Origin of the sequence: Paenibacillus kobensis NBRC 15729 (assembly GCF_004000825.1) — a bacterium.
GTDB lineage: Bacteria > Bacillota > Bacilli > Paenibacillales > Paenibacillaceae > Paenibacillus_T > Paenibacillus_T kobensis.
Window position 1 is genome coordinate 186,144 of sequence record NZ_BILZ01000001.1, and the last position, 23,703, is coordinate 209,846.

General features: G+C 52.6%; 21 protein-coding genes. 2 read left to right on the forward strand and 19 right to left on the reverse strand.

Annotated features, from left to right (window positions below; genetic code table 11):
• Positions 1-81: 81 nt before the first annotated feature.
• The 16 genes from PKO01S_RS00905 to PKO01S_RS00980 form a co-directional block, all read right to left on the reverse strand.
• Positions 82-990: a dihydrodipicolinate synthase family protein gene (locus PKO01S_RS00905; protein WP_127529393.1), complete on the reverse strand. Its 909-nt coding sequence runs from the start codon at positions 988-990 to the stop codon at positions 82-84.
• Positions 987-2,039: a zinc-dependent alcohol dehydrogenase gene (locus PKO01S_RS00910; RefSeq protein ID WP_164779406.1), complete on the reverse strand. Its 1,053-nt coding sequence runs from the start codon at positions 2,037-2,039 to the stop codon at positions 987-989. Before PKO01S_RS00910 ends, PKO01S_RS00905 begins: the two co-directional genes overlap by 4 nt.
• Entirely contained in the window at positions 2,008-3,195 is a 1,188-nt protein-coding gene (locus PKO01S_RS00915) for an aminotransferase class I/II-fold pyridoxal phosphate-dependent enzyme (RefSeq protein WP_127529395.1), read from the reverse strand. Before PKO01S_RS00915 ends, PKO01S_RS00910 begins: the two co-directional genes overlap by 32 nt.
• Before the next feature lie 29 nt (positions 3,196-3,224).
• Complete coding sequence (locus PKO01S_RS00920; RefSeq protein ID WP_127529396.1) at positions 3,225-3,881, reverse strand: HAD family hydrolase; 657 nt, start codon at positions 3,879-3,881, stop codon at positions 3,225-3,227.
• Between the two features lie 18 nt (positions 3,882-3,899).
• The gene (locus tag PKO01S_RS00925; protein WP_164779407.1) at positions 3,900-4,850 is read right to left on the reverse strand and encodes a BtrH N-terminal domain-containing protein; all 951 of its coding nucleotides are present in this window, start codon (positions 4,848-4,850) and stop codon (positions 3,900-3,902) included.
• 30 nt (positions 4,851-4,880) lie between these two features.
• Positions 4,881-6,125, reverse strand: a complete 1,245-nt coding sequence (locus tag PKO01S_RS00930) for an MFS transporter (protein WP_127529398.1) — start codon at positions 6,123-6,125, stop codon at positions 4,881-4,883.
• Positions 6,122-6,571 (reverse strand): GNAT family N-acetyltransferase, encoded by a 450-nt coding sequence (locus PKO01S_RS00935; RefSeq protein WP_407669608.1) that lies wholly within the window; start codon positions 6,569-6,571, stop codon positions 6,122-6,124. The genes PKO01S_RS00930 and PKO01S_RS00935 overlap by 4 nt, the downstream gene beginning before the upstream one ends.
• The gene (locus PKO01S_RS00940; RefSeq protein WP_127529400.1) at positions 6,571-6,825 is read right to left on the reverse strand and encodes an acyl carrier protein; all 255 of its coding nucleotides are present in this window, start codon (positions 6,823-6,825) and stop codon (positions 6,571-6,573) included. The genes PKO01S_RS00935 and PKO01S_RS00940 overlap by 1 nt, the downstream gene beginning before the upstream one ends.
• Before the next feature lie 18 nt (positions 6,826-6,843).
• Complete coding sequence (locus PKO01S_RS00945; protein WP_127529401.1) at positions 6,844-8,319, reverse strand: class I adenylate-forming enzyme family protein; 1,476 nt, start codon at positions 8,317-8,319, stop codon at positions 6,844-6,846.
• Positions 8,320-8,367: 48 nt separating this feature from the next.
• Complete coding sequence (locus PKO01S_RS00950; RefSeq protein ID WP_127529402.1) at positions 8,368-10,599, reverse strand: DUF4082 domain-containing protein; 2,232 nt, start codon at positions 10,597-10,599, stop codon at positions 8,368-8,370.
• A gap of 28 nt (positions 10,600-10,627) precedes the next feature.
• The gene (locus PKO01S_RS00955; protein ID WP_127529403.1) at positions 10,628-11,989 is read right to left on the reverse strand and encodes an aminotransferase family protein; all 1,362 of its coding nucleotides are present in this window, start codon (positions 11,987-11,989) and stop codon (positions 10,628-10,630) included.
• Between the two features lie 26 nt (positions 11,990-12,015).
• Positions 12,016-12,327 carry a hypothetical protein gene (locus PKO01S_RS00960; protein ID WP_307719801.1) on the reverse strand — a complete coding sequence of 104 codons (312 nt, stop codon included), beginning with the start codon at positions 12,325-12,327 and terminating at the stop codon, positions 12,016-12,018.
• Positions 12,328-12,391: 64 nt separating this feature from the next.
• Positions 12,392-13,354, reverse strand: coding sequence for a DMT family transporter (locus PKO01S_RS00965; RefSeq protein WP_127529405.1), 963 nt, complete (start codon positions 13,352-13,354; stop codon positions 12,392-12,394).
• Positions 13,351-14,724 (reverse strand): aspartate kinase, encoded by a 1,374-nt coding sequence (locus PKO01S_RS00970; protein WP_127529406.1) that lies wholly within the window; start codon positions 14,722-14,724, stop codon positions 13,351-13,353. The genes PKO01S_RS00965 and PKO01S_RS00970 overlap by 4 nt, the downstream gene beginning before the upstream one ends.
• 664 nt (positions 14,725-15,388) lie before the next feature.
• On the reverse strand, positions 15,389-15,982 hold the full coding sequence (locus tag PKO01S_RS00975) for a YdeI/OmpD-associated family protein (protein WP_127529407.1): 594 nt from the start codon (positions 15,980-15,982) through the stop codon (positions 15,389-15,391).
• 18 nt (positions 15,983-16,000) lie between these two features.
• On the reverse strand, positions 16,001-16,843 hold the full coding sequence (locus PKO01S_RS00980; RefSeq protein ID WP_127529408.1) for a DegV family protein: 843 nt from the start codon (positions 16,841-16,843) through the stop codon (positions 16,001-16,003).
• Between the two features lie 217 nt (positions 16,844-17,060).
• Between PKO01S_RS00980 and PKO01S_RS00985 the strand changes: the two genes are divergently transcribed.
• Positions 17,061-17,345 (forward strand): ArsR/SmtB family transcription factor, encoded by a 285-nt coding sequence (locus PKO01S_RS00985; RefSeq protein ID WP_127529409.1) that lies wholly within the window; start codon positions 17,061-17,063, stop codon positions 17,343-17,345.
• An 83-nt stretch (positions 17,346-17,428) separates the two neighbouring features.
• Positions 17,429-18,616 carry an MFS transporter gene (locus PKO01S_RS00990; protein WP_127529410.1) on the forward strand — a complete coding sequence of 396 codons (1,188 nt, stop codon included), beginning with the start codon at positions 17,429-17,431 and terminating at the stop codon, positions 18,614-18,616.
• 125 nt (positions 18,617-18,741) lie between these two features.
• On the opposite strand, the gene PKO01S_RS00995 is transcribed toward PKO01S_RS00990, so the two are convergent.
• The 3 genes from PKO01S_RS00995 to PKO01S_RS01005 are packed head-to-tail and all read right to left on the reverse strand — an operon-like array spanning position 18,742 to position 23,604.
• Entirely contained in the window at positions 18,742-20,433 is a 1,692-nt protein-coding gene (locus tag PKO01S_RS00995) for an extracellular solute-binding protein (protein ID WP_164779408.1), read from the reverse strand.
• Positions 20,430-21,857 carry a response regulator transcription factor gene (locus PKO01S_RS01000; RefSeq protein ID WP_127529412.1) on the reverse strand — a complete coding sequence of 476 codons (1,428 nt, stop codon included), beginning with the start codon at positions 21,855-21,857 and terminating at the stop codon, positions 20,430-20,432. Before PKO01S_RS01000 ends, PKO01S_RS00995 begins: the two co-directional genes overlap by 4 nt.
• Complete coding sequence (locus tag PKO01S_RS01005) at positions 21,850-23,604, reverse strand: sensor histidine kinase (protein WP_127529413.1); 1,755 nt, start codon at positions 23,602-23,604, stop codon at positions 21,850-21,852. Before PKO01S_RS01005 ends, PKO01S_RS01000 begins: the two co-directional genes overlap by 8 nt.
• Between the last annotated feature and the right edge of the window lie 99 nt (positions 23,605-23,703).

Genomic DNA, 23,703 nt, shown 5'->3' on the forward strand with positions numbered 1-23,703 from the left:
TTCCCATTGGTATAAAAAATAGAGGGCTGTCCTTATCATGTTGGCCATTTCGGCCCTCATAAGGACAGCCCTATTACGTTTCTATACGAGTGAGCCTTCTGCAGAAGAGATCAGTTGCTGGTTGATCAGCATCTGTTTCAAGTTCTGCTTGCGCACATCGCTCAGCGGCGTGAGCGGCAGACGAACTTTATCGCATGCGATAACGCCCATCTCCTTCAATGAGTACTTGAAGCACTGAATAAACTCATTGCGGATCGATCCCGTGACGATAGCCTGCGGTGCGATGTGGCGGTCATGCAGCACTTGTGCCTCCTGGAACTTCTTCTCTTGGACGAGCTGGAAAATGCGGGTCAGCACATCGGCACGCAGGTTGCCTGCTGCCGTCGTCAGGCCGATTGCGCCTTCCATCAGCTCCGGCATGATCAGCAAATCCTCGCCGGCGAATACGCCAACCTCGCGGTCGAACGCATCGTGAATCTCGCGAACCTTAGACGGCTTCGGAGTCGTCAGCTTCAGGTAACGCATACGGGATGTCAACTGGCGGACTTGATCGATGACGCCAACCGGCACCTCCACCCCGCCGCCGCCGTCATAAATCATCAAGTCGATGTTGCCCTTTTGACCAATCGTTGCAAAATGCTGGATCATGCCTTCCATCGTGACTTGACCGTAGTACGGCGGCGTTACGAGCACCGCATCAGCGCCTTTCTCCGATGCATATGCGGCAAGTTCAGCGGCGATCTCCGTACCGGAATGCGATGCGCCGACAATCAAGCTTGCACGGCCTTTCAAACGTTCAGATGCGATATCGATGACCCGTTTCTTCTCGGCGTTCGTCAAAGCATAGAACTCGCCTGTCGTTCCGAGCGCAATAACGCCTTCCGTGCCCAGATCCATCACATGATCGAGCAGATTATTCAAGCTGCGCTCATCGATATCCCCCTGCTCATTGAACGGCGTAACGATAATTACTTGATTTCCTTTAATCATCTTAAATGCTCTCCTTTAATTGTCAATTCGTTTAGATTGGAAATAACAACCGCTTTGCCGATCGCCGGCTTCTCCAGATATTGCACGATCCGGTCCAGTTCATCGAGCGGAATCCGTTCCGTGAACAGCTGCTCAAGCTGAAGCGGGCTTTCTTGCAGCACGCGCAGCGCCACTGGGAAGTTGCGGTCATAGGTTTCAGAAATACCGCGGATCGTCAGATCCTTCTGGCAGATGAGCCAGAACGGGAACGATGCCGGCGCCGCAGCCGGTACGAAGGCGCCGAATTCAATGACTATACCGCCAATGTCGGCCAGCTCGACGGCTTGCGTGAACGCTTTTGCGCTGCCTGCACAGTCAATTACGGCCGATACGCCTTCCATTTGGTCCAACGATTCGGCGATATGAAGCGGACCGACCCGCTTGGCGAACGCCAGCGCTTCTTCATTAATGTCGTAAAGATATACGTCCATGCCATAGAACTTAGCGGCGGTGTAGACGCACAAGCCTGCAGGACCGGCTCCGAGTACGACAACCTTGCCGAGGTCGCTCAAGTTGGCTGCATCCGTTATTTTCTCGATTGCGCCGACCGCACACGCCATAATTTCCGCGAAGCTCGCACGATCGTCCGACATCGTATCAGGGATTCGGAACAGCTTCGTGCCGGCGCGCAGCTCCATCGTTTCGGCGAACGAGCCGTTGCGCTCCGGAGAATCAAACGGCGTGAAGCCGTAGACGAAGCGGTTCGAGCAATATTTGCGCTTCAGGATGCAGTTGCGGCACTTGCCGCAGTTGATGCCCGGCGCCACAACCACGCGGTCCCCGACCTGAACCGCGTCGCCGAGCAACAGTTCGGGACGCTCCAGCTTGTCTACGATGCCGACCACTTCATGGCCGATGACGAATGGTCCATCGCCCAGCCGCTGCGCTAGAATATGGCGGTCGGAACCGCACACCCCGGTCTGCACGACGCGTAGACTGTTCGGACTCCCGTCTTCTTCAATGTCTTCCTTGTAGAGCTTACCTGACCGGTAAATAATCGCTTTCGACATAAGCATCATCCTTTATCTGTTTCATTCTGCTTATTGCTTCCCTGATCCGTTCCTCTGTCACGCATAAGGAGAACCGGAGAAACCCTTCTCCATGGGAGCCGTACCCGCTGCCCGGGTTGCAGGCGATGGAGCACTTGTCCAGCAGCATTCGTGAAATGTCCCAAGAGCTGCCCGTATAGGGCGGCTTCGCCCAGACGAACATTCCCGCTTGCGGTGCTGCCGCACTGAAGCCTACTTCACGCAAGCCGTTGACAAGCACGTCCCTGCGAGCGCGGTATACGTTTCTCAGCCATTCGAGATAATCATCTTCTAGAAGCATCGCGGAGGCGGCTGCCTTTTGGAACGGCGTGAACATGCCGGCATCGGTATACTGCTTCAAGTCGAGCACTTTGGCAACGGTATCCGCATGTCCGGCAAGCATCCCGATCCGCCAACCGCAAATGTTGTAAGTCTTTGAGAGGCTCGTCAGTTCGACCGCGCACTCGAGCGCTCCCTGGACGGACAATATGCTGGCTGGCGGATCCTCGTAATACAGCTCCCCATATGCATTATCGTTGCAGACGATAAATCGGTAGCGTCTGGCGAGTTCGACCAGCCGAGTATAGAATGAAACATCTGCCATGGCGCCAACCGGGTTATTCGGGTAATTAACGATCATAAGCTTCGTTCTAAGGAGGACATCCTCCGGAATTTGAGCGAGATCCGGAATATAGCCGTTCTCTTCAAGCAGCGGGGCAAAATAAATGTCCGCTCCGGTAAGCGCGGCGCACGGTTCATAAGTCGGATAGCCTGGGTTGCATAAAATCACGACGTCACCGGGCTTGATAAGCGCAAGGCTTAAATACCGTGCCCCCTCCTTCGAGCCGATGAGTCCGATCAGCTCCAAGTCGGGATCCAGCGACACGTTATACCGCCGGGCATACATCAAGGCCGCCGCTTCACGAAAAGCCCGGATTCCCCGCGACTCCCCCTCCGGATATCGATGATTATCCGGACGCTTAATTTCCTCGGCGAGCGTCTCGAGCATACTGGGCGGCATCGGCAGATCGGGGTTGCCGATCGTGAAATCGATGACATCCTTCCCTTGCTGGAGCGATGCGTTCACCATACTGCGCATCGTGAACGATAAGTACTCGTCTTCGCGTACTGCGGTCAATCCATTCACCTGCCGCTTCCATTCGCCGGTTAGTCGCTAGTAACGGCTACCGGCTGTAGTTGTTTGATAACAAGCTGCTTGAAAGAAAGCATGTCATGCGCGATGTAATCCGGGTTAACAGACTGCAGCTCTTCTTCGGAGGAGACGCCCCATAACGCGCCGCAGCTTTTGACCTTTGCATTTCTCGCCGCAATAATGTCGTTGTCGGCATCGCCGAGCATTATGGCATCATTAGGCGAAGAGCCGAGGTCCGCAAGCGCGCGAAGAATCGGTTCTGCATGCGGCTTGGGATTCGCGACGTCGTCGCAGGCAACGACCGTGCCGAAGTAATGGCCGATCGCGTGCCGCTCAATCAGTTCAAGCGTCCGCTGCCGGTCCTTCCCGGTCACGATACCCATCTTAAACCCGTGCGAGTGAAAGTAATCCAACACCTCACGGGCATGGTCATGCAGCGGAATCAGGTTAATCAGCCGTCTGCTGTACTCACGGAAGTGCGGATGCATATCGACCGGAAGGTTCATTTTGCGCATAATGTTCGGAAAGGAGTCCCCCATATTGCGCAAATACGCCTCCACAGGCGGTTCACCTTTGCCGACAATCTCCCGGTAGCTAAGCGTGAAGGCAGCACGGATCACATATTCCGAATCGATAATGACGCCGTCAAAGTCGAACAATATGGTTCTCATCTCTATTCCCTCCCGGAATCAAACCTGAATGATAGATTCGGCAAGCTTCTCTTCGTCATCGGCAAGACCGTTCACGACGGCCGAAATATGAGCCATAATTTCCGTAGGTGAAGAGCTGAAATAAGCTTTTGTTAGCAAATCAAACACGATACGCCAACGGGAATACAACTCCAGTAAGCTGGCAGCTGTGTCGTCCAGCACCGCCGAATGAATACTGCGGTTCCGGTTCATCCACTGAAGCGCCATCGCAAATTGTTTTCTCCCGCGGAATGTCTCACGCATCTGATAGATCAGCGGTGCGATCAACGGGAGTGCCGTATAACCCTGAACCTCTGCTTTCATGTCTGCCGTTGTCAAGGCGGCTCCGAATTGACGCATCTCGCCGAATGCGCCGAGCGGACGTCCGTTATCTAGCAGCCGGTGCGCCGCATCCCGCAGCAGCAACTCCGCATCGAAGCTTTGCTTTGTTGCCGGGACTGTCCGGAAAAGTGTGAGCTCGCGGCAGCCCTGCTCGAAATTCGCATACGGCAGTCTTACCGGTTCGGTTCCTTCGATAATGTTGAGACCGTATAAATCGCCGGTTTCCGGATCGGTTCGTGTGACGAATGTGTAGTGCAAGAAATGCATTTTTTGGTAGGGCGCTTTATACCAGGGGCACCAGTAAGCATCCATTCCCACTGCAACCGGACGATGGTGAAGAAGCTCCTCCTGAACATGCCGGTAAATTTGACCGCTCGTTAAGGTGTCATCAATCTCCAGTTTCAGTCCATGATAGTGAAGCAGCTGCTCATAATCCGGGTTCCGTTCCGCATTGAACCGCGGACCGACGAGCTGCGGAGTACCCGGAACGGCCGGATCGAACCGGAATCCCCATGTACGGTTGAGCATCATTTCGTAATCTCTTCCGGCAATAGCGGCATACGAGGCGATCAAATTTTCATGACAATCAAGCGATTCCTCGTTGTTCACTGTAATCGTTCCTAGCATACTTATACGAACTCACATCCCTTCAGCGGTTTGAATAACGGCTGCTTCACCCCCTTTCGCAGAGTCTTGCGCCAAATATCTTCGGCAGCGCAGTATATAGACGGCAAGTTGAATCGACATAATCGCGGCGCCTGTTAGGAACAGAACCGGCAACGAAGCGAAGGTGAGAATGTAGCCGGAGACGCTTGCGCCTGCACCTGTTCCGAGGCTGATTGCGAATATTTCCATTCCGGAGAAAGTGCCGCGATGCGAGTCTTGGAACGACATGAGCATCGGACTGTATATTGCTCCTGGCAGAAGGGCGACCAGGCTTGTCCGAGCGATCCATAGCGAGATGAATAGAAAAGCCCCAGCAACGGGCATAACCAGCAGCAGAACGATGTTAAGGGCAAGGACGCGTGCCGCCGTCCGTTCGTTCCCCCACCGTGCAAGGAGTATCGGGGCCAGAAATGCAGCGATAAAGGAACCGATCGTTGACAGCGACACGACGATGCCGACCGTTTGCTCGTTAAGCATGAAGTAATCGCGGCAAATAATCGTAATCATGGAAGAGAATAGGCCGACCGATAAGGAAGCGAGCACGATATACAGCATGAACCAAGCCAGCTTGCGGTCCCACCTCATGCGCGAAGTTGCAAGTCCGTCTTTCCCTTCGCCATGCTCCGCCATTCTTTTACGCGGGAGCAATAATCGTCCTGCACCGATCAGCATGATCGACAGTCCGCTTATCCAGATGGACAGCCGGTACGGATTATCCGCACCAGCTTCTATTCCGGTCAGCACCCCGCCCGTTAAATTCCCCACAAACATCGCGGCTTGGTAAGCGACGATGAGCATGTTGAACACGAGCTGTTTGTACTTCTCCTCCACGAGACTGACGATAAACGGAAACTCTGAGGACAAAATAAAGGCGCTTCCGGCGCTGAATATAAGCTGGCCGGCTATAAGCATGGCCGAATCTCCGGCCGCTGCCATGACGGCCATCCCGGCTCCTTGTGCCAGACAGCCGAATACCATACTCCGGTGATAACCGAACCGGTCGCACAGCCGCCCTGCCCATACGGAGATGATGGCCGTCGCTATCGAACCTGCGGCGATGACGTTACCAATGGCAAAGTTCGTAAAGCCGATCGCCTTCAGGTGGAAATTAAGATTGAGGTTCCACACCCCCATCCCAAAGCCAAACAGCAGCTCTGTGATGAGGAACCATTTGACGGGAAATGGAAGGCCCGCAATGGATTTCAGATAGCTGGTCATTCACCAGCCTCGATGCGTTTCACGAACCGGTAGCCGGTGACCTGATAGCCGAGCTCCTTATAGAAATGATGCGCTTCCTCTTCACGTCCGAAGCCGCTGACCAGCCATGTACCGATGCATCCCTCTTGCTCCGCATGCTCTTCAGCGAAAGCCATTAGCGCTCTGCCGACGCCTTTGCGCCGCGCTTCGGGACGAACGACGATACCGGAAATCTCGCCGAACTTGCTCACTTCCTCGATGTTATGCCGGATGCGGAAGGAAAGCAGGCCGAGCACTTCATCGCCTTCACAGCACAAGTAAATGGAGTCGATGTCACTCTCTTCAACCAGCTTAAGGCGGTTCTCTACCTCTGATTTTGTGATGGGGTGTCCGCCTAACTGTTCCAGCAGATCAATCAGAGCTGCCGTGTCTTGATAGCCGGCTTGGCGGATGGTTAAGGTGTTCATCATGCGATTCCCTCCGACTTATTCGAGATTTCGGTCAAATAATCCGATAGACTGGCTACGTCGGTATAGCAGTTAATGTTGAGGTGCGCATCATCGATTCGAACCTTGAGCATGTTCTCCAGCTCGACGACAAGCTGAACGAATTGGAACGAATCGATACCGAGGTCTTCCCTCAGCAAGCTATGAGGCTCGACTGGACTCACGCCTGTAATTTTTTGTAAGGTACTACGTACTCCTTGGTCAATGCTTTCCATCTACACTCCTCCTGTTGGTTACCTCATGATTTCGGTCAGTACGGACCGGATGACCTTGCCGATCGCCGTTCTTGGTATCGCTTCAACAATGATGATTCGCTTCGGCCATTGCTCGCGCGGCAGATTTGCCTTGGCGTATTCCATTAACTCGGTTTCCGTGAGCTTGCCCGTTGCTGCCGCGGCGACGAAGCAATACACGTCTTCCCCGTACATCGCGTCCGGCAGTCCGAGTGTCGCAGCATCCGCTACTCCTGGACAGGCGAGCAGCACCTCGTCGATCACGCTGGCGGCTATTTTCTTGCCGGCTTTATTGATGACATCCTGCGTTTTGCGACCAACCAAATGCAAGTAACCGTCTTCGTCGACAAAACCCTCGTCGCCTGTGTAGTACCAGCCGTCCTTCAGCACTTCAGCCGTTACTTCTGGCAGCCGGTAATAACCGCCGAACAGATAGGGGCTGCGCACCGCAATTTCGCCGTCCTCAGCAATCCGGATTTCGCATCTTGGTGCCCTTATCCCGACCGATCCCTTCCTGTAAGGTGTGTCCGGCGTATAGTAGGCGATAAGAAGCGCCTCCGTACTTCCATAGTTCTCTAATATGCGCGTATCGAATTGCTCTTCGAAGGTTGCGGTCAGTTCATGGTGAAGCTTGGCCGATCCGCACAGCACATACCGCAGCTTTCCTGCCACTGGCTCTTGGTATCTTGGCTTAAAAGCTAGCAGCGACTTCAGCATCGACGGCACTGCGATCATGACATTGCCGCCATATTGCCCGACGAGCCGGTCGAAGTTTGCGCCGACTGAAGCTTGGAATGCCGGCGTCAGAAGTACGGAGCTGCCGAACCGGAATGGCAGCAGGAAGCTGTAGCACCAGCCGTCGGCATGGTGAATAGGCATCATTTGAATGATGCGTGTTGTCCGGTCAAAGCCGAGATCTTGCCCGTAATCATCGAAGTCGGCCATTACCGCACCATATTTCATCACTACGCCCTTGGAGCGGCCGGTCGTCCCCGAAGTATAGAGGATAGCTATTGGGTCTTCGTCGTCCAGCTGCACAGGAGCGAACACGGTATCAGGGCTCATTTCCTGCCGCAGATGCTGCTCCGTAACGGAGAGCATGTGCAGAGGATCATACGATTTCAAATGAATGTCATTCATGTTGATCGGCAGCTTCAACCCGTCTTTGCCCAGCAGACAGAATGGCTTTGCTTGATCGAGCACATGCCGTAGCATGTCCTCGCCCGTGTCGGCGGCCAGAGGTACGGCAATCGCCCCCAGACGGAGCAGCGCGAAATGCGCGACAATGTACTCCAGTTGATTGTCGAATAGGAGCACGACGCGTTCGCCTTTCCGAATGCCTTGTTCATGGAGCCGATTAGCCAGTCCGTTCACCATTGGCAGCAGATCACCGTACGTAACGGTCCGATCCGTGTAGGCTTCGATAATAAATACCGAGTCCGGGTGCTGCAAACATATCATGTCGAAGGTTTCCATTCCTGTACGGCCAACTCCCTTCTTCCTGTGAACCACTCAAAGTTCGAATCATTCCCCAAGCTGAAACACGATATCTCGAAAATATGAACCGTTCTGCTGGACAATCGCGGGCTGCTCGTCCAGCGAACTGGCAAGAAGCCCTGCACCCGCTGGCGCAAGCAATGTCTCTCGAATGATCGGGATACTGAATCCTTCCGGCGACTCCGCATATATATAAGGACTGCCGCCGTCCAGTCTCGTCGTAATGGCAAGAGTTACTTCCTGTCCAGCGGTCAATTTAACCGGATCGGTCAGCTTCATCTCTTGCCAGCCGGTCATCCCTGCTGGAATGAACCACTCTGCAGGCGGTGCGAGCTCGCGGCATTCCCTTGCGTCCCATAGACGAACGAGATGCAATCCTTCGTCACCTTCGGGTACGTATAGCCGGACTTTCACGATCATCCCGGCGGTAAGGGCGATAAACCGGGTGCCGAGCGATACTGGAGTATCCGCTTCAACGGTGCGGATCGGAAATTGGCCGCTATATAGCGTTTCTTCACGCAAAGGTGATCTCCATGCATCCTCAAGCATGAAAGATTCCGCAGTCTCGCCTGCGAACGGATCGATCGTGAAAGTATGCGATCTGATAATCCCATGGCTCTCCCCGTACACGGTCAGTTCGGTCGGACAGGCTGACGTGCCTTCCAACCGAAGCTCCAGCCGGTCTCCAGACTGCTTCGCAATCGTGATTCCCGATTGATGCAGTGCCAAGATGTATTCGGCTGCGTCATCCACCGTAGCGTAACGTACCGTGTCGCCCGACATGTTGGATACAATTCCGGCGATCATCTGCTCCCAGTCTGCCGGAGCGATATTCGCTATAAATTTGCCGCGCCACGAGTCCTCATGCGTAAACAATTGGCCGAGCACATGGCTGTCATGGCAGCGCCGCAGGATAAGCGTTCCTCTGCGGATTGCCCCGGCAATGTCGCTGTACTGCGAATTGTCGGCGACATAGTTGAACCACTCGTAACCGTTCACGTCCCGCACTTCGGCCACAACATTAAACAGCTCAGGACCGCTGTCATCCGGCATCCGGTACCAATCCGCGTAATACAGCGGTCTTGCGTAAGTCGACCCGGTCCATGGCGTACCGTCCACGCCTTCCTGCTCTTGGCGGAACGGTCCGGCTTGCAGCCAACGATTGAAGCGGTCCTTGGCCCCGCCCCCCGTATTCGCCGGATATGGCATACCGACGAATCTGACGCCCAGCTCAGGAAGAATCCCGATTGCTTCGGCGGACAGATCGTAAGCATGCGGGATAAAGTAATTCGACAGCGGGAACGTTCCATCGTGCTTATCAAACCATTGCTCAATCGTACGACGGATGCCATAGGTTGACGGATCCTCATTGGCGTAATAAGTGCCGAATAAGTTAACGCCATGAAATTGTGCGGTCGCTTTCCCTTCCGCCACGAGTTCTTTCATCCGGCGAACTGCATCTTCCGAGATCGATTCGTGGAAGAAGCCAAGCCATGGCTTTAGTCCGTACCGGTTGGCAATGTCGACCCACTCGAATACCCGGTCGCGGTATTCGCCATGGTCGCCGACGCAATCGTCGACCCGCAATGTCACGAACCGGGGAGCCGTCCGGACGACCAACGGTTTGCGGGCTGCCCAAACGAGCGAGCGGTAAAACAAGTCATCTAGCCCCCACAATGGCCCTCGAACATCGGGGCGCATCCAATCCATGCCGGCCCACTGCACGAACCGGGCATTTCCTTCATTTTTAATCATTAAATAAGGCACTTCATCCGCCCACAACAGCGCTTCTGCGCCGTCAGAAGGAGCAAGCTCCTGGACCGGAACCGCTGCTTCGGGCATCACCTCGTTGCGGAGGCACATCGTTTCGCCTGGAACATGATTGAACGTTATATAATGCGGTTGTTCGGTAAAGCGAAGCGTTGTTCTTGGCGCAAGCTCCGGCGAGAGTACCTCATACAGCGATTCGACTGGGCTTCCGTCTGCTTCGAACGATACGATGCCGACGCCTTCACTCTGTGCCTGCCGAATGAGACGAACTTCATCTCCGCTCCATGCTGATTGCCCTGTTGCTGTCAAATCTCGATGGGCGAGAACAATAAGCGGCGTATCGAGATCTTGCTCCTCTAACCGATACGACTTCCGGTCGACCGTTCGCAGCGGAACACCTGATTGCTTCAAATAGGGTTCGATAAAGCCAACAAAATCGCCGTAATGAACCGATGCCGAGTTCACGATAACCGTTGCCTTCAGGTTCAATGCTTCCACCTCATTTTCCGGCTATTGGTCAGACCGACGCACCGGCCGGCATTCGCGCTGCAGACAACACGCTGCGGTATTTGCTCACCGTCTCGTTAATTTCTTCTTCCGTAATAATCAGTGGCGGGAAGAACGGAATCGAGTTGCCGATCGGACGGACGATAATGCCAGCATTGCGCAGTTCTCCGCACAGCGCTTTGGCATGTGCATATGGTTCCTTCGTCGTCTTATCGTTCACTAGCTCGACGCATACCATAAATCCGCGTCCGCGAACGTCGCCGACAAGATCCAAATCAAGCAGCGATTTGAACGCATTCAACATGTAATTGCGTTTCTCTTCCGACTGCGTCAGCAGCCCTTCGCGCTCCATCAATTCGATGTTGGCTACCGCTGCCGCGCATGCCGCCGGGTGTCCGCCCGTCGTGTAGCCATGCTGGAAGTACTTGCCTTCCTGCGTGAACGGCACATGAATTTCCTCCGTCGTCAGCACGGCCGACAGCGGCAGGTAACCGCTGGAGATGCCTTTGGCGCAGACGAGCAAATCCGGCTGTACGTTCCACTGGCTAATTGCGAACGGCGTGCCAGTGCGACCGAAGCCTGTTGCAACTTCATCAATAATGAGCAAAATGTTATGCTGATCGCAAATCTCACGGATGCGCTGCCAGTAGTTAGCCGGAGGCACCTTAACGCCGCCTACGCCTTGGATTGGCTCTGCAATAAACGCGGCGATGGTATCCCCGTCTTCATGGGCAATAATTTCCTCAAGTAAGTTCGCGCAGTAAAGCCCGTACTCTTCTTCTGTCATATTAGCCGGCATGCGGTAGCAATCCGGGCGCATCATATGAATGAAACCCGCCGGCATCGGTTCGAAATATCGCTTCTCGCTTGCGATATGGCTCGCACTCAGAGCGCCGAGCGTGCCGCCATGCCATGCGCTGTTCAGCGACACGATTTTATATTTTTCCGCCTGCCCTTTGAGCTTCCAATAGGCGCGGACCATTTTGATCGCCGTCTCGTTCGCTTCGGAGCCCCCATTACAATAGAAGACGCGGTTCAAATTATCCGGCGCAAGCTCTATCAGCTTCTTCGCCAGTACGGCTGCGGAAGGATACGTATAGCCGTTGAGCGGGAAGAAGTCGAGCTCCTTCAGCTGCTCGTAGATGCTTTCGATAATCTCTGTACGCCCATGCCCGGCGTTCACATTCCACAGACCGGAGATGCCATCCATGTATTGATTTCCTTCGGAGTCTGTCACATAACAGCCGCTTGCTCCAGTTACGATCATCTGCTCGTCCGCATACGTTCCCATCTGGGTGTAAGGATGCCACACGTGAGCCAAATCCCAAGCTTTCATTTCGTCCATTTCGTAAGACAACCGGTTATTCGTCATAATATCTCTCCTCCAATATTCACTCTTTAGTGGTTTACTAGCGATTCATGCTCATGCTCGACCTCGAGTACGAATGCGGAATACAGGTCCATCAGGCGTGTCCGTACCTGCTCAGCGCTGTCGCCTTCAGCTACAGCGATACCGGTCCGGGTCATCGTATTGTTCATGTCCTGCAATGTATCGCCCGGTTTATTGATAATTTGGATTTCGATTATTCCCGGGAAATCGCAGAAATCGTCCGGATTCGAGATGTTCCGCACAATCCCCTTTCGCGAAGGGAAACAGATGACGCCGGTGTAGATGCCAGGTTTCTCTTGAAGCGAGATAGACGAGCGTATTCATAAAGTCATCCTTTTGGAAAATAATGGTCGCAACTATGACTTTGAAGACAAAAATAAATACTCATCCCTCGGAATGAATATTTACTGGACGGGGCTGTATTCTATTTTTCGACTTTTGATGCTTAGCGTTCACGACGGTGATGCCGATCACGATTAACAGCAGCGACAGCAAGGTGTCTAGATGCAGCGACTCTTGAAGAAAAATGGCCGATAATAAGACGCCGAATACCGGAATGAGGAATAAGTACACCGAAACGAGCCCGACCGGATTATATTTCATGATGACATTCCACAGCATAAATGCCGCTGCGCTTAAGAATGCCAAGTAGAGAAGCAGGAAGAAGGTTGCGTAGGTGAACGAGAATGGAAACAATCCTCCGTACAGCGTGCCGGCAAGGATGAGCAATGCGCCGCCCGAAAGCATTTGATAGCCGTTAATATAGGTTATCGGCAGCTTAGACGAAGCCGCCTTGGACATGATATTGCCGCCTGCGGAGAAGAAATTCGCGAAGAGGAGCAGCAGTTCGCCGATTCCTACCGTATGTCCGGCAAAGCCGCCCTGCGGCATGCCGATCACGCCTACTCCAGCAAAACCGATAATTAGCCCTAGCGCTTTCCGTCGTGTAATCCGTTCTTCCTTCAGCATCCATCGTGCCAGCAGCAATTGAAACAACGAGATCGTCCCTGCGAGGATCGAGCCATAGACACCGGTGCTCGTGCTCAAGCCGACATAGAAGAAAAAATATTGAAGAACGGTCTGAACGAGAGCGATCTGGACGATCGTTGTTCCGCTTCCTTCCCGGAACGCGATACTTTGTCGGATAATTAGCATAAACAACAGGATGAGCACACCGGACAAGAAGAACCGGTAGCCGGCGAACAATATTTGGCTCCCAATGTCGCCGGAAGCGATATGCAATTGCTCATAGCTTAGCTTAATGACCGGAAACGCGCTGCCCCACAGCAAAGTGGCCGCTATTGCCGCTAGGCTTCTGCCGATTGGACTTGCGAGCCACTCCTTCAACGGGTGATCGCCACCTTTGCTTCGCTGAAAAACTCCTGGTACAAATGTGCGACTGCCCGCTGTTCATCCTCCTCGCGAATTCCGAACATAAGGCTGACCTCGGAACATCCCTGATTAATCATCTGGATATTAATCCCTGCGTTGGCCAAGGCCAGAGCAGCACGTGCAGCTGCGCCTACGGATGACAGCATGCCTTCTCCGACAACCATGACGAGCGCTAGCCGGTGCACGATCCGGATATCGTCTACCTCAAGTTCCTGCTTCACCCGCTGAACGATTCTCTCCAGCACACCTTCCGCCAGAGCGGATTCTCGGATAATGACCGACATATTGTCAATGCCAGTTGGCGTATGCTCGTACGGGATATGATTTTGTTCCAAAATGTGCAGCAACCGTCGGCCGAACCCGATCTCGCGGTTCATCAAATATTTGGTTACATAGAGGCTGCAAAATCCGCCGGAGCTGGCTATGCCCGCCACTTCCCGGCTCGTCCTCGGCCGATTGGCGACAATTTTTGTTCCCTCCGAGGCCGGATTATTCGTATTGCGAATCCATACCGGAATGCCTGCGCGGAAAGCCGGAAGCAGCGCCTCCTCGTGATAGACGGTAAAGCCGGCGTAGGATAGCTCCCTCATCTCCCGGTAGGTGATTTCTCGAATGGGTGCTGCATCCGGAATGATCGACGGACTGACAGACAGGACCGAATCTACGTCGGTAAAATTTTCGTATATCTCGGCACCTGCGGCTGCGGCTACAATCGCTCCGGTTATATCCGATCCTCCCCTGGAGAAGGTGACGATTCTGCCTTCGGGCGTGTAGCCGAAGAAACCGGGCATGACAAGCCGCTCCTCCCGGTTGCTTAGCTTGGCCAAGTTGTACATGGTCTCTGGCCTAATCCGGGCGTCACCGCAAGATCCTTCAACGAGCATTCCTGCATCCATCGGGTTGATATAGGCGGCGTTTATCCCTTTGCTGCACAATAGCTCGGCGAGCAATCTGGCGCTTGCATCCTCGCCAGCTGCCTTAAGCGTGTCGCGCCATAATCCGTCAGAATCTGGTTCAAGTTCGCGAAGCCGTTCGATCGCGTTCGTGATCCGGCTGATCTGGAGATGATTCAATCCTAGCTCCAAGGCCATATCCGCATATCTGTCGGCAATAAGACGAAGCTGATCATCCCCATTATGGCCCTCTTCACGAAGCCGCCCGTACGCAATAAGCATGTCCGTTACCTTAACATCGTCCTTATAACGCTTGCCCGGAGCAGATACGACGATGATCCGCCGCTTCGCGTCCGCCTGAATGAGGCTGCAAACTTTACGAAGCTGCTCCGCACTGGCTAGCGATGTGCCGCCGAATTTGGCTACTTTCACGTGTAATGCCTCCTAAGCTATTTAACATCGCTGCACAACTCATGCGTTGAAGTTTGTGTTATGAAGTTGTCAAGGTGCGCGTTGATCGTAATGATCCTATTCGTTATTCATTAGCAGCTATTATCCATGGCCGCATCGAAGACGTTTATTATTAATTCCTCCATTCGCAGATCGGCTGAGCCTAATTTGTTTAATATGATTAATCGATTCGTTACGCGTTGTCACCACCCAACAAAGAGTTAAGCTCGATTTATGAGATGAATTATAATTACGCCCGCCACGGGTTGTCAACGCTTCTAAAATTAAGGTTATGATAACTAATAATGTTAATTGTCACGGCTTTGAACATGCTAAAAATCAGACTAAAGCCCCCTTCCATCCCTCAGGTCGCAGGCATAAGGAACCGGAGCAAACGCTGTCATTTGAATTTCCCAATACGCAAACAAAAAAGCCCCATACCGGGGCTTCCTCATTACTGTCTCAATTGAGCTACGTCTTAATGCCTAGTCTCTTTACAAGGACGTGGCATCGAATTTCAAAACGTTCATAATTTGTTCGATTTCCGAATGCCAACCGCTTCTATTCCTTGAAGGTATAAGTTTAAACTTTATAAGATCCTTCGAACTCAAACCTGATCGCTCGGGTTCGGGTTTGTTTCTATTCTCTAATCATCCATTCCCTTTCCATCGAGAATGTGCTGCAAATATTTATCAACTCGTGCTTCTCGCGTTTTGGATTGTTTGGCTTGTGAGAAATAAAACAGGTAACCTTTCTGCCGTCCCGGCGTCAACGATTCAAAAGCCGTTCTCAAAGCGGGGATTTCATCGAGCTTGATCTGAAATTCAGCAGGAATCTCATAGTCCGTATTCTTCTTGAATGGAACAGCTAATCCTGCCTTCTCAACTTCGATGGCATCCTGAATGTAAGATTTCAAGATGGATTCCATCTCCACAATTTCATGAGCAGAAGTGAAACGAATCTGGCGCGCTGCTTGTACATTTTCCGTTTGTTGGATGAGAATGCTTTGCGGATCTTTCAACAAAGCGCCTTTGTGAAACAGAAGCGCACAGTAATCTTTGAATCCGTGGATCAATACAATGTTTTTGTTCTGAAATGTGTAACAGGGGTGCATCCACTTATAGTCTTCGTCGAGCCCGCAATCCAGCACGATCCTTCTCAGGTTCTCATATTCTTCCTGCCATTTTCTGGCCTTGATCATAAATAGATCTACCTTAGGGTGCAACAAACGGTTGGACATCGAACAAGCACATTCCTCTCACTCGAAATAATAGACGAATCCTATCGCTCCGACTCCTGTATGCGTGCTAATAATTGGCGTCGTATCTTCGATCTTGAATCGATCGTAACCCGTCAACTCCCCGATGGCTTCCTTCAGCTTCGCAGCCAGTTCATAGCCTTCCGCATGGACGAGTCCTACGCCGCGGATCGCTCTCCCTTTCACGTCCTCTGCGAATTGCTTGGCAAGGTGCGACACCACTTGAGAGCGGCTTCTGACCTTCGCAACAGGAGTATACACGCCTCCATCAAGCGAAGCAATAATCTTGATTTTGAGAAGCGATCCGATCCAGGCTGCGCCTTTGCCGATCCGACCGCCCTTGACCAGATTATCAAACGTATCGACTACGACAAACAGCCGTGTATGCTCTCGAATGACGTCTAGACGTGATAAAATATCTTCGACCGTCCTGTTCTCCTTGGCCATTGTCGCTGCCTCGATCACTTGGAAAGCGAGCCCCTTCGTAATGTAACGCGAATCGACCACTGTAACCTTCGTCTCCGTCATCTCTGCGGCCATTGACGCGGAGCTTACGGTCCCGCTCATCCCGCCAGTCATATGGATGGAGATGACCTCGCTGCCGTCCGCTCCAAGCCGGTCATACATTTCCACAAAAGAACCTGCTGAAGGTTGGGACGTCTTCGGCAATGTCGCTGAAGCTTTCATCTTCTCGATAAATTCCGTTGGCGTAATATTTACCCGATCCAAATAGTGATCATCGCCAATAGCGATAGATAACGGGACGACCTCGATCCCATAGTGCTGTAATTCCGTCTCCGACAAATCGACTGTCGAATCGGTAACGATCTTGATGCTGCTCATAGTGGGATTCCTGCCTTCGTATATATTAGAAGATTATCATTTATGCCTTGCTTGTAGAATATCATTCCGTACCGCATATTATCAATGAATTTAACCGGGTTAAGTAATATCCTACAACCGTTAAGGCGCTGCCGGTTTTACGGTTGTTAGCAGCTTTACTTTCGTTATCGGCTATGGTACAGTAATTTCGAAAATATTGGAAATAAAGGGGAAGCCTATGGATCCAGCACAATTACAAGCCCAAGCCATCAAAGTTCATCGGGCATTAGGCGAGAGTACACGATACCGTATCGTTCAGCTGTTAGCAACGGAGGGCGATCTATGTCCTGCCGAGCTGGAGAAGCGGTTGGAATCCATCCCGCTCTCTACCCTATCCCATCATTTGAAACAGCTAGCCGATTGTCAACTTCTTGTCTCGAAGAAACAAGGGACCTTCATTTACTACGGACTTCATAGAGAAATGGTTCAAAAATTCGCTGCTTATTTGTTTGACCCCGTTTAATTTTTTTTGTTTATTATTTCGATATTTCCGGAAATATCGAAATTCATATAGATAGATGGTTGGTCCACAAGGAGGTTTGGTTCATGTCATCCTACTGGAAAGTCTATATCCTTGCCTTGGTCAGCTTCTTAGTCGGCACATCCGAGTACGTCATTGCAGGAATTCTCGACAAAATAGCCGTTAGCTTATCGATCTCGCTCGTCGCTGCCGGCCAGCTTATTACCGTCTTCTCCATCGTCTACGCGTTCGGAACTCCGCTTCTCATCGCCCTAACCTCACGCTGGGAACGCCGCAAGCTTCTCCTTAGCGGACTCATCCTTTTCATCCTCGCGAACGTATTGGTTTACGCGCTTCCTGGGTTCACTTGGTTCCTGGTCGCTCGGGTTGTAATGGCGTTGGGCGCCGGCATTGTCGTCGTTACAGCTCTTACAATCGCTTCTTCCATCGCGCCGCAAGGCAAGCAAGGGAGCGCAATCGCAACGGTTATTATGGGTTTTACCGCTTCTCTCATCATTGGTGTGCCGATTGGACGAATCGTCGCCGCTCATTATGACTGGAAAATTATTTTTGGCGTTGTCGTCCTGCTTAGCCTCGCTGCCATTATCGTTCTTAGGGTAACCATTCCTCCTACACCAAACGCTTCTTCCATTCCTCTTCGTCAACAACTTGCCGTTCTTCGAAGCCGTAAAATCGTTCTAGCCTTTGCAATCAGCTTCTTCTGGCTTGTGGGGTATTCGATCGCTTATACGTATATCTCCCCGTTCTTATTGGAAGTTACCGGTATGAATGAACAGAACTTAAGCGTTGCACTATTTCTATTCGGCATCGCGAGTCTCATTGGCTCCAAGCTGGGCGGATACGGCACCGACCGATGGGGCGTCTATTACACGCTTATATCCGGCATGGTCCTGCATGCTCTGGCGCTGCTGCTGCTGTCGATCACCAACCTCTCGCCCATCCTGGTGTTCGCGTCATTGATGCTCTGGTCTTTCGCTGCATGGTCTTCAGGGCCGAGCCAGCAATTCAATCTGGTTGCAATAGCTCCCGAATCCGCTAGCATTCTGCTAAGTCTTAACAGCTCTGTTATGCAACTCGCAATGGCGGCAGGAGCAGGCATGGGAGGCCTCGTCATTGAAACGGTTTCTTTGCGGTCCGTCATGTGGATCGGTGCAATCGGTGTTGCGTTAGCGGCCGGAATTGTGATGCTGTCCTTCCGTTCAGCCCCTTCGTCCCGGTTATCTGCGGTTGATCATAATGGAACCCTTCATTAACCGATTACTCAAAATCTGACAAAGAGGAACAAGTTCTTGTCGAACACTTTGACAAGAACTTGTTCCTCGGATTGAATATATTAGCAGATGAATTCGAGCTTCTTTTTATGTACCAGTACCGAGAACTAACCGTCCCCTTGATCAGGGAGAGCATCCCCTTTTATTGTACTTTCAACCTCTTTCGTAATCTGGTCGCCGCCGTTCGCTTTCCATTCCTGGACGAAATCGTCGAATGCGTCGATTGGCTTGTCTCCGACGATGATTTGCAGGAAAGTCTCATTCTCCAGCTTCTGCAGGTCATCCCACTTTGTCTCCATCGTAGGCGTCATGCCATAGAACAAACTTCGAACCTTCATGATCGGGGCATCCTTAAGAGCTATTCCGCCCTCCAAATATGAATAGGCGGTCTTCCATGTGTCGATGTTTTTCTTCGGATTTTCCTTGTCTTGCAATGCCGAATCATAGACGGTTCTCGTATCGGGGTCGAACTTGTCCGGGTCAAGATTGCCGGCGAGCGCTTCCTTCACGTTATCCGCACGTTCCTCGATTGCGCCTGAATAATCGAGCAGCAAGTCGAACGGGTAATAATGGCGAAGCTGGATGCCGGTCTGAGCGGCGTAATTTTGGAGCTCGCGCACTTCCGCCGTATGAGGATCTTGCCATCGTTCAAGCCTGGTAAATACATTAAGCAGCCGTATGACCGCTTCCGGATGCGGATACCCTTTTCGGACAACGAGATATCGGTCGGTCACCGGTGCCGCATGCGTCATATATTTTCCTTGCGAGTCGAGCGGGACGGCATATGCGCGCCACTCCGCCTTCGTATCTGTCGCTACCGCTGCCGATAATGGCCAATAGGGCATCCACCACGGGCCGAAGAACAGACCGGTCCGGTTGTCTATAATCGGTTTCTCCGTATCTTTATAGAGCACGAATTGCGGATCAATCCATCCCTTGCGATACCAATTGGCCAGAAGGCTAAGCGCTTCTTTGTTCTCCGGCGCGATCGAGCCGTAGACGATGTTCCCCGCATTGTCCGTGATCCAGTTCTTAGGGAAGGCGTGATAGGTGCTAAAAATCGTATCGAAGCCGTTCACGTTCGGCTTCTGACCGTAGACGACCGTCTTCGTGCCCGTCAGTCCGACCGTGTCCCGCTTGCCGTTATTATCCGGGTCGCGTTCGACGAACGCTTGTGCGATTGTCCCAATATCCGCAAGCGTTGTCGGCGGCTTGAGGTTCAACCGGTCAAGCCAATCCTTACGCACCCACAGCAAGGAAGGCGCGTCCGCCTCGATCGCTACATTCGGGACACCAAACAACTTACCGTCCGAAGATGCGTCTTGGTAGGCCAATCCTTGGGTGGAGTCGATCATCGCTTTGACCAAGCTCGATGCGTACTCCTTATAGATTTCCGTCAAATCCTCTGCCAGACCGTTCTCAATCAGCTTCTTCAGTTGATTGCGGTCGACGACCATCGCGTCGGGCAAATCTTGTGCTGCGATGGCAAAATCCGCTTTTAACTTAAAATCGTCTTCGCTTTTGGCTTCCCATGCGTGAACGACCTTAATGTTCGTCAACTTCTCCAAATAACGGGAGACCGGGTTGTTGTCATTCGTGTCTCCTGCCGCCAACCGGGACTCCGGGATGCTGAACGCGACGCGAAGCGTGACCGGAGTCTCGTACTTGCCATATGCCCGGTCCTCGTCAGACGTTTCGGCCTGCGTACGCTTCGCTGGACCCGATTCGCTGCTGCATGCTGCACATACCGACAGGATCATGACGAGCACTGCAGCACCTACCCACCGCCGCCCGCTCATCGCGATCCTCCCATTGCTGACACATGAACAGAGCATTCCGAGCGATATTCCGTTGGCAGCATGCCGACACAATCGCGGAACAGCCGGCTGAAGTACTTATCGTCCTCGAATCCCGATGCTTGCGCTATCTGGTGGATTGGCTCCGACGTTTCACGCAGCAGACGTTTGGCCAGACTGATCCGCATGTCCCGCAGCACGGAGCCGAATGATTCGCCTTCGAGCCGCGCGAAGCATTGGCTGAAATATCCCCGGCTCATATTTACGCGGGCAGCCACTTCGGCTTGATTGATTTTCTGTCCTGCGTGTTTCTTCATATACCTGATCGCGCGTACAAGGCACAGCATCACTTCTGAAGTGAAAGAGGCTTCGGCCATGCGCCGCTTAACGAGATTAGAATAACTTTGCAGCCACGTTTGCCAATCCGCCCATGTCCGGTTTCGTTCAATCGCCGCAAGCAGACGCTCAGCCGCTTCTGCCGTCAAGAGCGTGCCGCGCCAATCCATACAGAGCGATATCCCGAATTGCGTCAACTCATTTGAATCAGGACGTACAGTGTGTATCCCACGCTCGAATTGTTCCCAGCTGGCGGCATCCAGCGTCCATTTCATATCCAGGGCGGCATCCAACAGCTCTGATGATTTCTTGTCCAACGTGTTCGCCTTGCCGGCGGCCGTATCGCCGAATTGCAGTCTAAGCGGCAGATCGCTAGCTGACGAATAGAACCACTCGCCAGGCAGCCGCTCTGCAAGCACTCGCTCTGCTTCCTCCGCTGTCATGCCCGTCATTCCGGTGACGATTGCGGACTCCCAGCGGCTTAACAGCCGAACTTTGATTTCCCGTTTCATCTCTTCCATAGAGACGGAATGCACCAGCGGCACAAACCACATGCCGTCGCTCTCGATAACCGGATTGCGTCTTACGAACGGCAGTTCGTACAACGCTGCGCTAGCCTCTCCAGGTATGATCGGCCGGAACACGAGTACGGAGTCAGCCGCCAGTTGCTTCTGATCCCCGTCAGCATTGCGGGCCGCGCGGCATCCTTCCTCCCAATCGATTCGTTCGCTGATTCTTCGCATGGTCGAATCCGCGTTCTCCGGCTCCAGTAAGGTCTTAACAATATAATCAATGGCTCCTAGGCGAAGCGCTTCTTGCACGAAATCGAACTCATGATGACAAGTAAGCACGACGGATCGGACGCGTGGATGGCGCCATCTCGTTTCTTTGATCAAATCAAAGCCAGACATCCCTGGCATCGTGATATCGGTGAACAGCAAGTCAGCGCCCGTCTGCTGCAGCAGTTCCAATGCTGATTTGCCGTCGCTCGCTTCACCGACTACGACCATCCCGTACAATGACCAATCGAACAGAGAGATGAATCCTTTGCGTACGAGCTTCTCGTCATCTACCACTACAGCTTTAAGCATCGAAATCCTCCTTTCGTTTCATCGGAATGACAATCGTAACGGTCGTTCCGACCGCACCGGGCTCGCTTTCGATCCGGAAAGTCATTTGGTCCTTGTAGTAGAGATTCAGCATCCGGTTCACGTAAGAGAGTCCGATCCCGAGTCCCCTCCGCTTCGCCCCTTCATCATCGGTCAGAAGCTTCTCGGCTTCTCCAGGAGCAAGGCCCGTCCCATTGTCCGCGACGCTCAGCAGCAATCGGCCATCGCCGTCCGAGCGCACCGAGACTTCAATCTTGCCGTTCCCGTCGCTAAGGCCGTGATAGATGGCATTCTCTACGATGGGTTGCAATAGGAACCGCGGAACGGCTACATCCATCGTCTCTTCGTCGGCATGAATCTGAAAGCCGAATTCATAATCGTAACGGATTCGCTGCAGCTCCATGTAGAGCCGAATCGCTTCGATCTCATCCGCAACGGTGACGATAAGACTCTGCTTCCCAAGATTATAATGAAGCAACTTCACTAAGAGCGTGGCAAGCTTGTCGATTTCCTTCTGTCCGTTCATTCTCGCCAGCCACTGCATCGTATTCAATGTATTGTGCAGAAAATGAGGGTTGATCTGGCTGAGCAATTTCTCGATCTCCAGTTGGCTCTTCTGCTGCTCGTTCACAGCAACGGCAGCGATCAGCTCGTTCACCTTGTTCTTCATCATCTGGAAGTTGTTCAACACAAAGTCGAACTCCTCGACATTCGTGAAGGAAACAGGCGCGGTCGGATTCTCGGCCATCCGGACGATTTCCGTATTGACCTTCCGCAGCGGTCGATAAATTCTTTTCCAGATCAGCAGCGCGAGCAGTGCTGCGAACGCCATCGTCGACAGCGCCAGCACGAGCATTTTCCCCAGCCAGGAATAGATTTCGCTATTAAACGCCGATTTCTTCACGACTGCTACAAGCTGCCAGCCCTGCTGGCTCTGGTAACGGAACAGATGATAGCCCCCGTATTCCTCATGCTGCGATCCGCTGGCTAGTTGAACCCGCTCTTGAACGCTGGACGGAATGCTCTCGTTCTCGACATAAGCGATCCCGCCATGATCGTTGACGAGCAGATGAGTAACCTCCATGCCATACGACTGCTGATTAAGAATATGGCGGAATAAACTATAGTTCGTTTCCAAATAAATGTAAAGGTCCTGGCCTCCTTCCACCTGTACGCTCCGCAGCTCGGAGAACACCATGTTATCTCCGTTGTTGTACAGCGTTTGGTGTGGGCCAAAATACTCCGCGCCATTGTACCGAAGAAGCGGCGGCAATTGCCGGATGTCGACCGTATTGTCCATGGATAGGTTCGAGAATAAGACCGGATCGTCGGAACCGGGTAATAGATAAGCGGTCAACCCGAGATTGGGATTCGTAAAGTTGACCAGATTCATTTTCTCGTTAATGGAGGTCATGATCTGCGATTTGCGGTAGATTTGCTTCTCTTGCAGGTAAGCTGACATCTCCGACACGATCTGGCCATCGAGCGCGAATTGCTTGGATGCGAAATCGAGGTTGTTAATGGTGTATTCCAATGCGGCGGCTTCCTGGTTCAGGCTGGCGCTGACGCCGCTTTTTATTTTACCGAACAGGATCTCGTAGATCGAAGTGTAGGATAACAAGCCGACCAGCAGCAATGGCAGCAGACTGCCGACCATGAGGAAACCGATGAGCGTGCGCCGAAGCGAGCGAACTTGGCTGTGGCGCTGCGAGGGATGGAATACGGTCACGTCACATGTCTCCCTTAAATGAAAGCGTTATCAGCGATATTATAGCATATGGCGGAATCTTCCGTCCCCGGTCCAGATCTTGGAACGAACAATACCGCT

Coding starts and splice junctions, on each gene's coding strand:
- PKO01S_RS00905 (WP_127529393.1), bottom strand. CDS start 990: ATGATTAAAGGAAATCAAGTAATTATCGTTACGCCGTTCAATGAGCAG.
- PKO01S_RS00910 (WP_164779406.1), bottom strand. CDS start 2,039: ATGTCGAAAGCGATTATTTACCGGTCAGGTAAGCTCTACAAGGAAGAC.
- PKO01S_RS00920 (WP_127529396.1), bottom strand. CDS start 3,881: ATGAGAACCATATTGTTCGACTTTGACGGCGTCATTATCGATTCGGAA.
- PKO01S_RS00930 (WP_127529398.1), bottom strand. CDS start 6,125: ATGACCAGCTATCTGAAATCCATTGCGGGCCTTCCATTTCCCGTCAAA.
- PKO01S_RS00935 (WP_407669608.1), bottom strand. CDS start 6,571: ATGAACACCTTAACCATCCGCCAAGCCGGCTATCAAGACACGGCAGCT.
- PKO01S_RS00940 (WP_127529400.1), bottom strand. CDS start 6,825: ATGGAAAGCATTGACCAAGGAGTACGTAGTACCTTACAAAAAATTACA.
- PKO01S_RS00945 (WP_127529401.1), bottom strand. CDS start 8,319: ATGGAAACCTTCGACATGATATGTTTGCAGCACCCGGACTCGGTATTT.
- PKO01S_RS00955 (WP_127529403.1), bottom strand. CDS start 11,989: ATGACGAATAACCGGTTGTCTTACGAAATGGACGAAATGAAAGCTTGG.
- PKO01S_RS00975 (WP_127529407.1), bottom strand. CDS start 15,982: ATGTCCAACCGTTTGTTGCACCCTAAGGTAGATCTATTTATGATCAAG.
- PKO01S_RS00980 (WP_127529408.1), bottom strand. CDS start 16,843: ATGAGCAGCATCAAGATCGTTACCGATTCGACAGTCGATTTGTCGGAG.
- PKO01S_RS00985 (WP_127529409.1), top strand. CDS start 17,061: ATGGATCCAGCACAATTACAAGCCCAAGCCATCAAAGTTCATCGGGCA.
- PKO01S_RS00990 (WP_127529410.1), top strand. CDS start 17,429: ATGTCATCCTACTGGAAAGTCTATATCCTTGCCTTGGTCAGCTTCTTA.
- PKO01S_RS00995 (WP_164779408.1), bottom strand. CDS start 20,433: ATGAGCGGGCGGCGGTGGGTAGGTGCTGCAGTGCTCGTCATGATCCTG.
- PKO01S_RS01000 (WP_127529412.1), bottom strand. CDS start 21,857: ATGCTTAAAGCTGTAGTGGTAGATGACGAGAAGCTCGTACGCAAAGGA.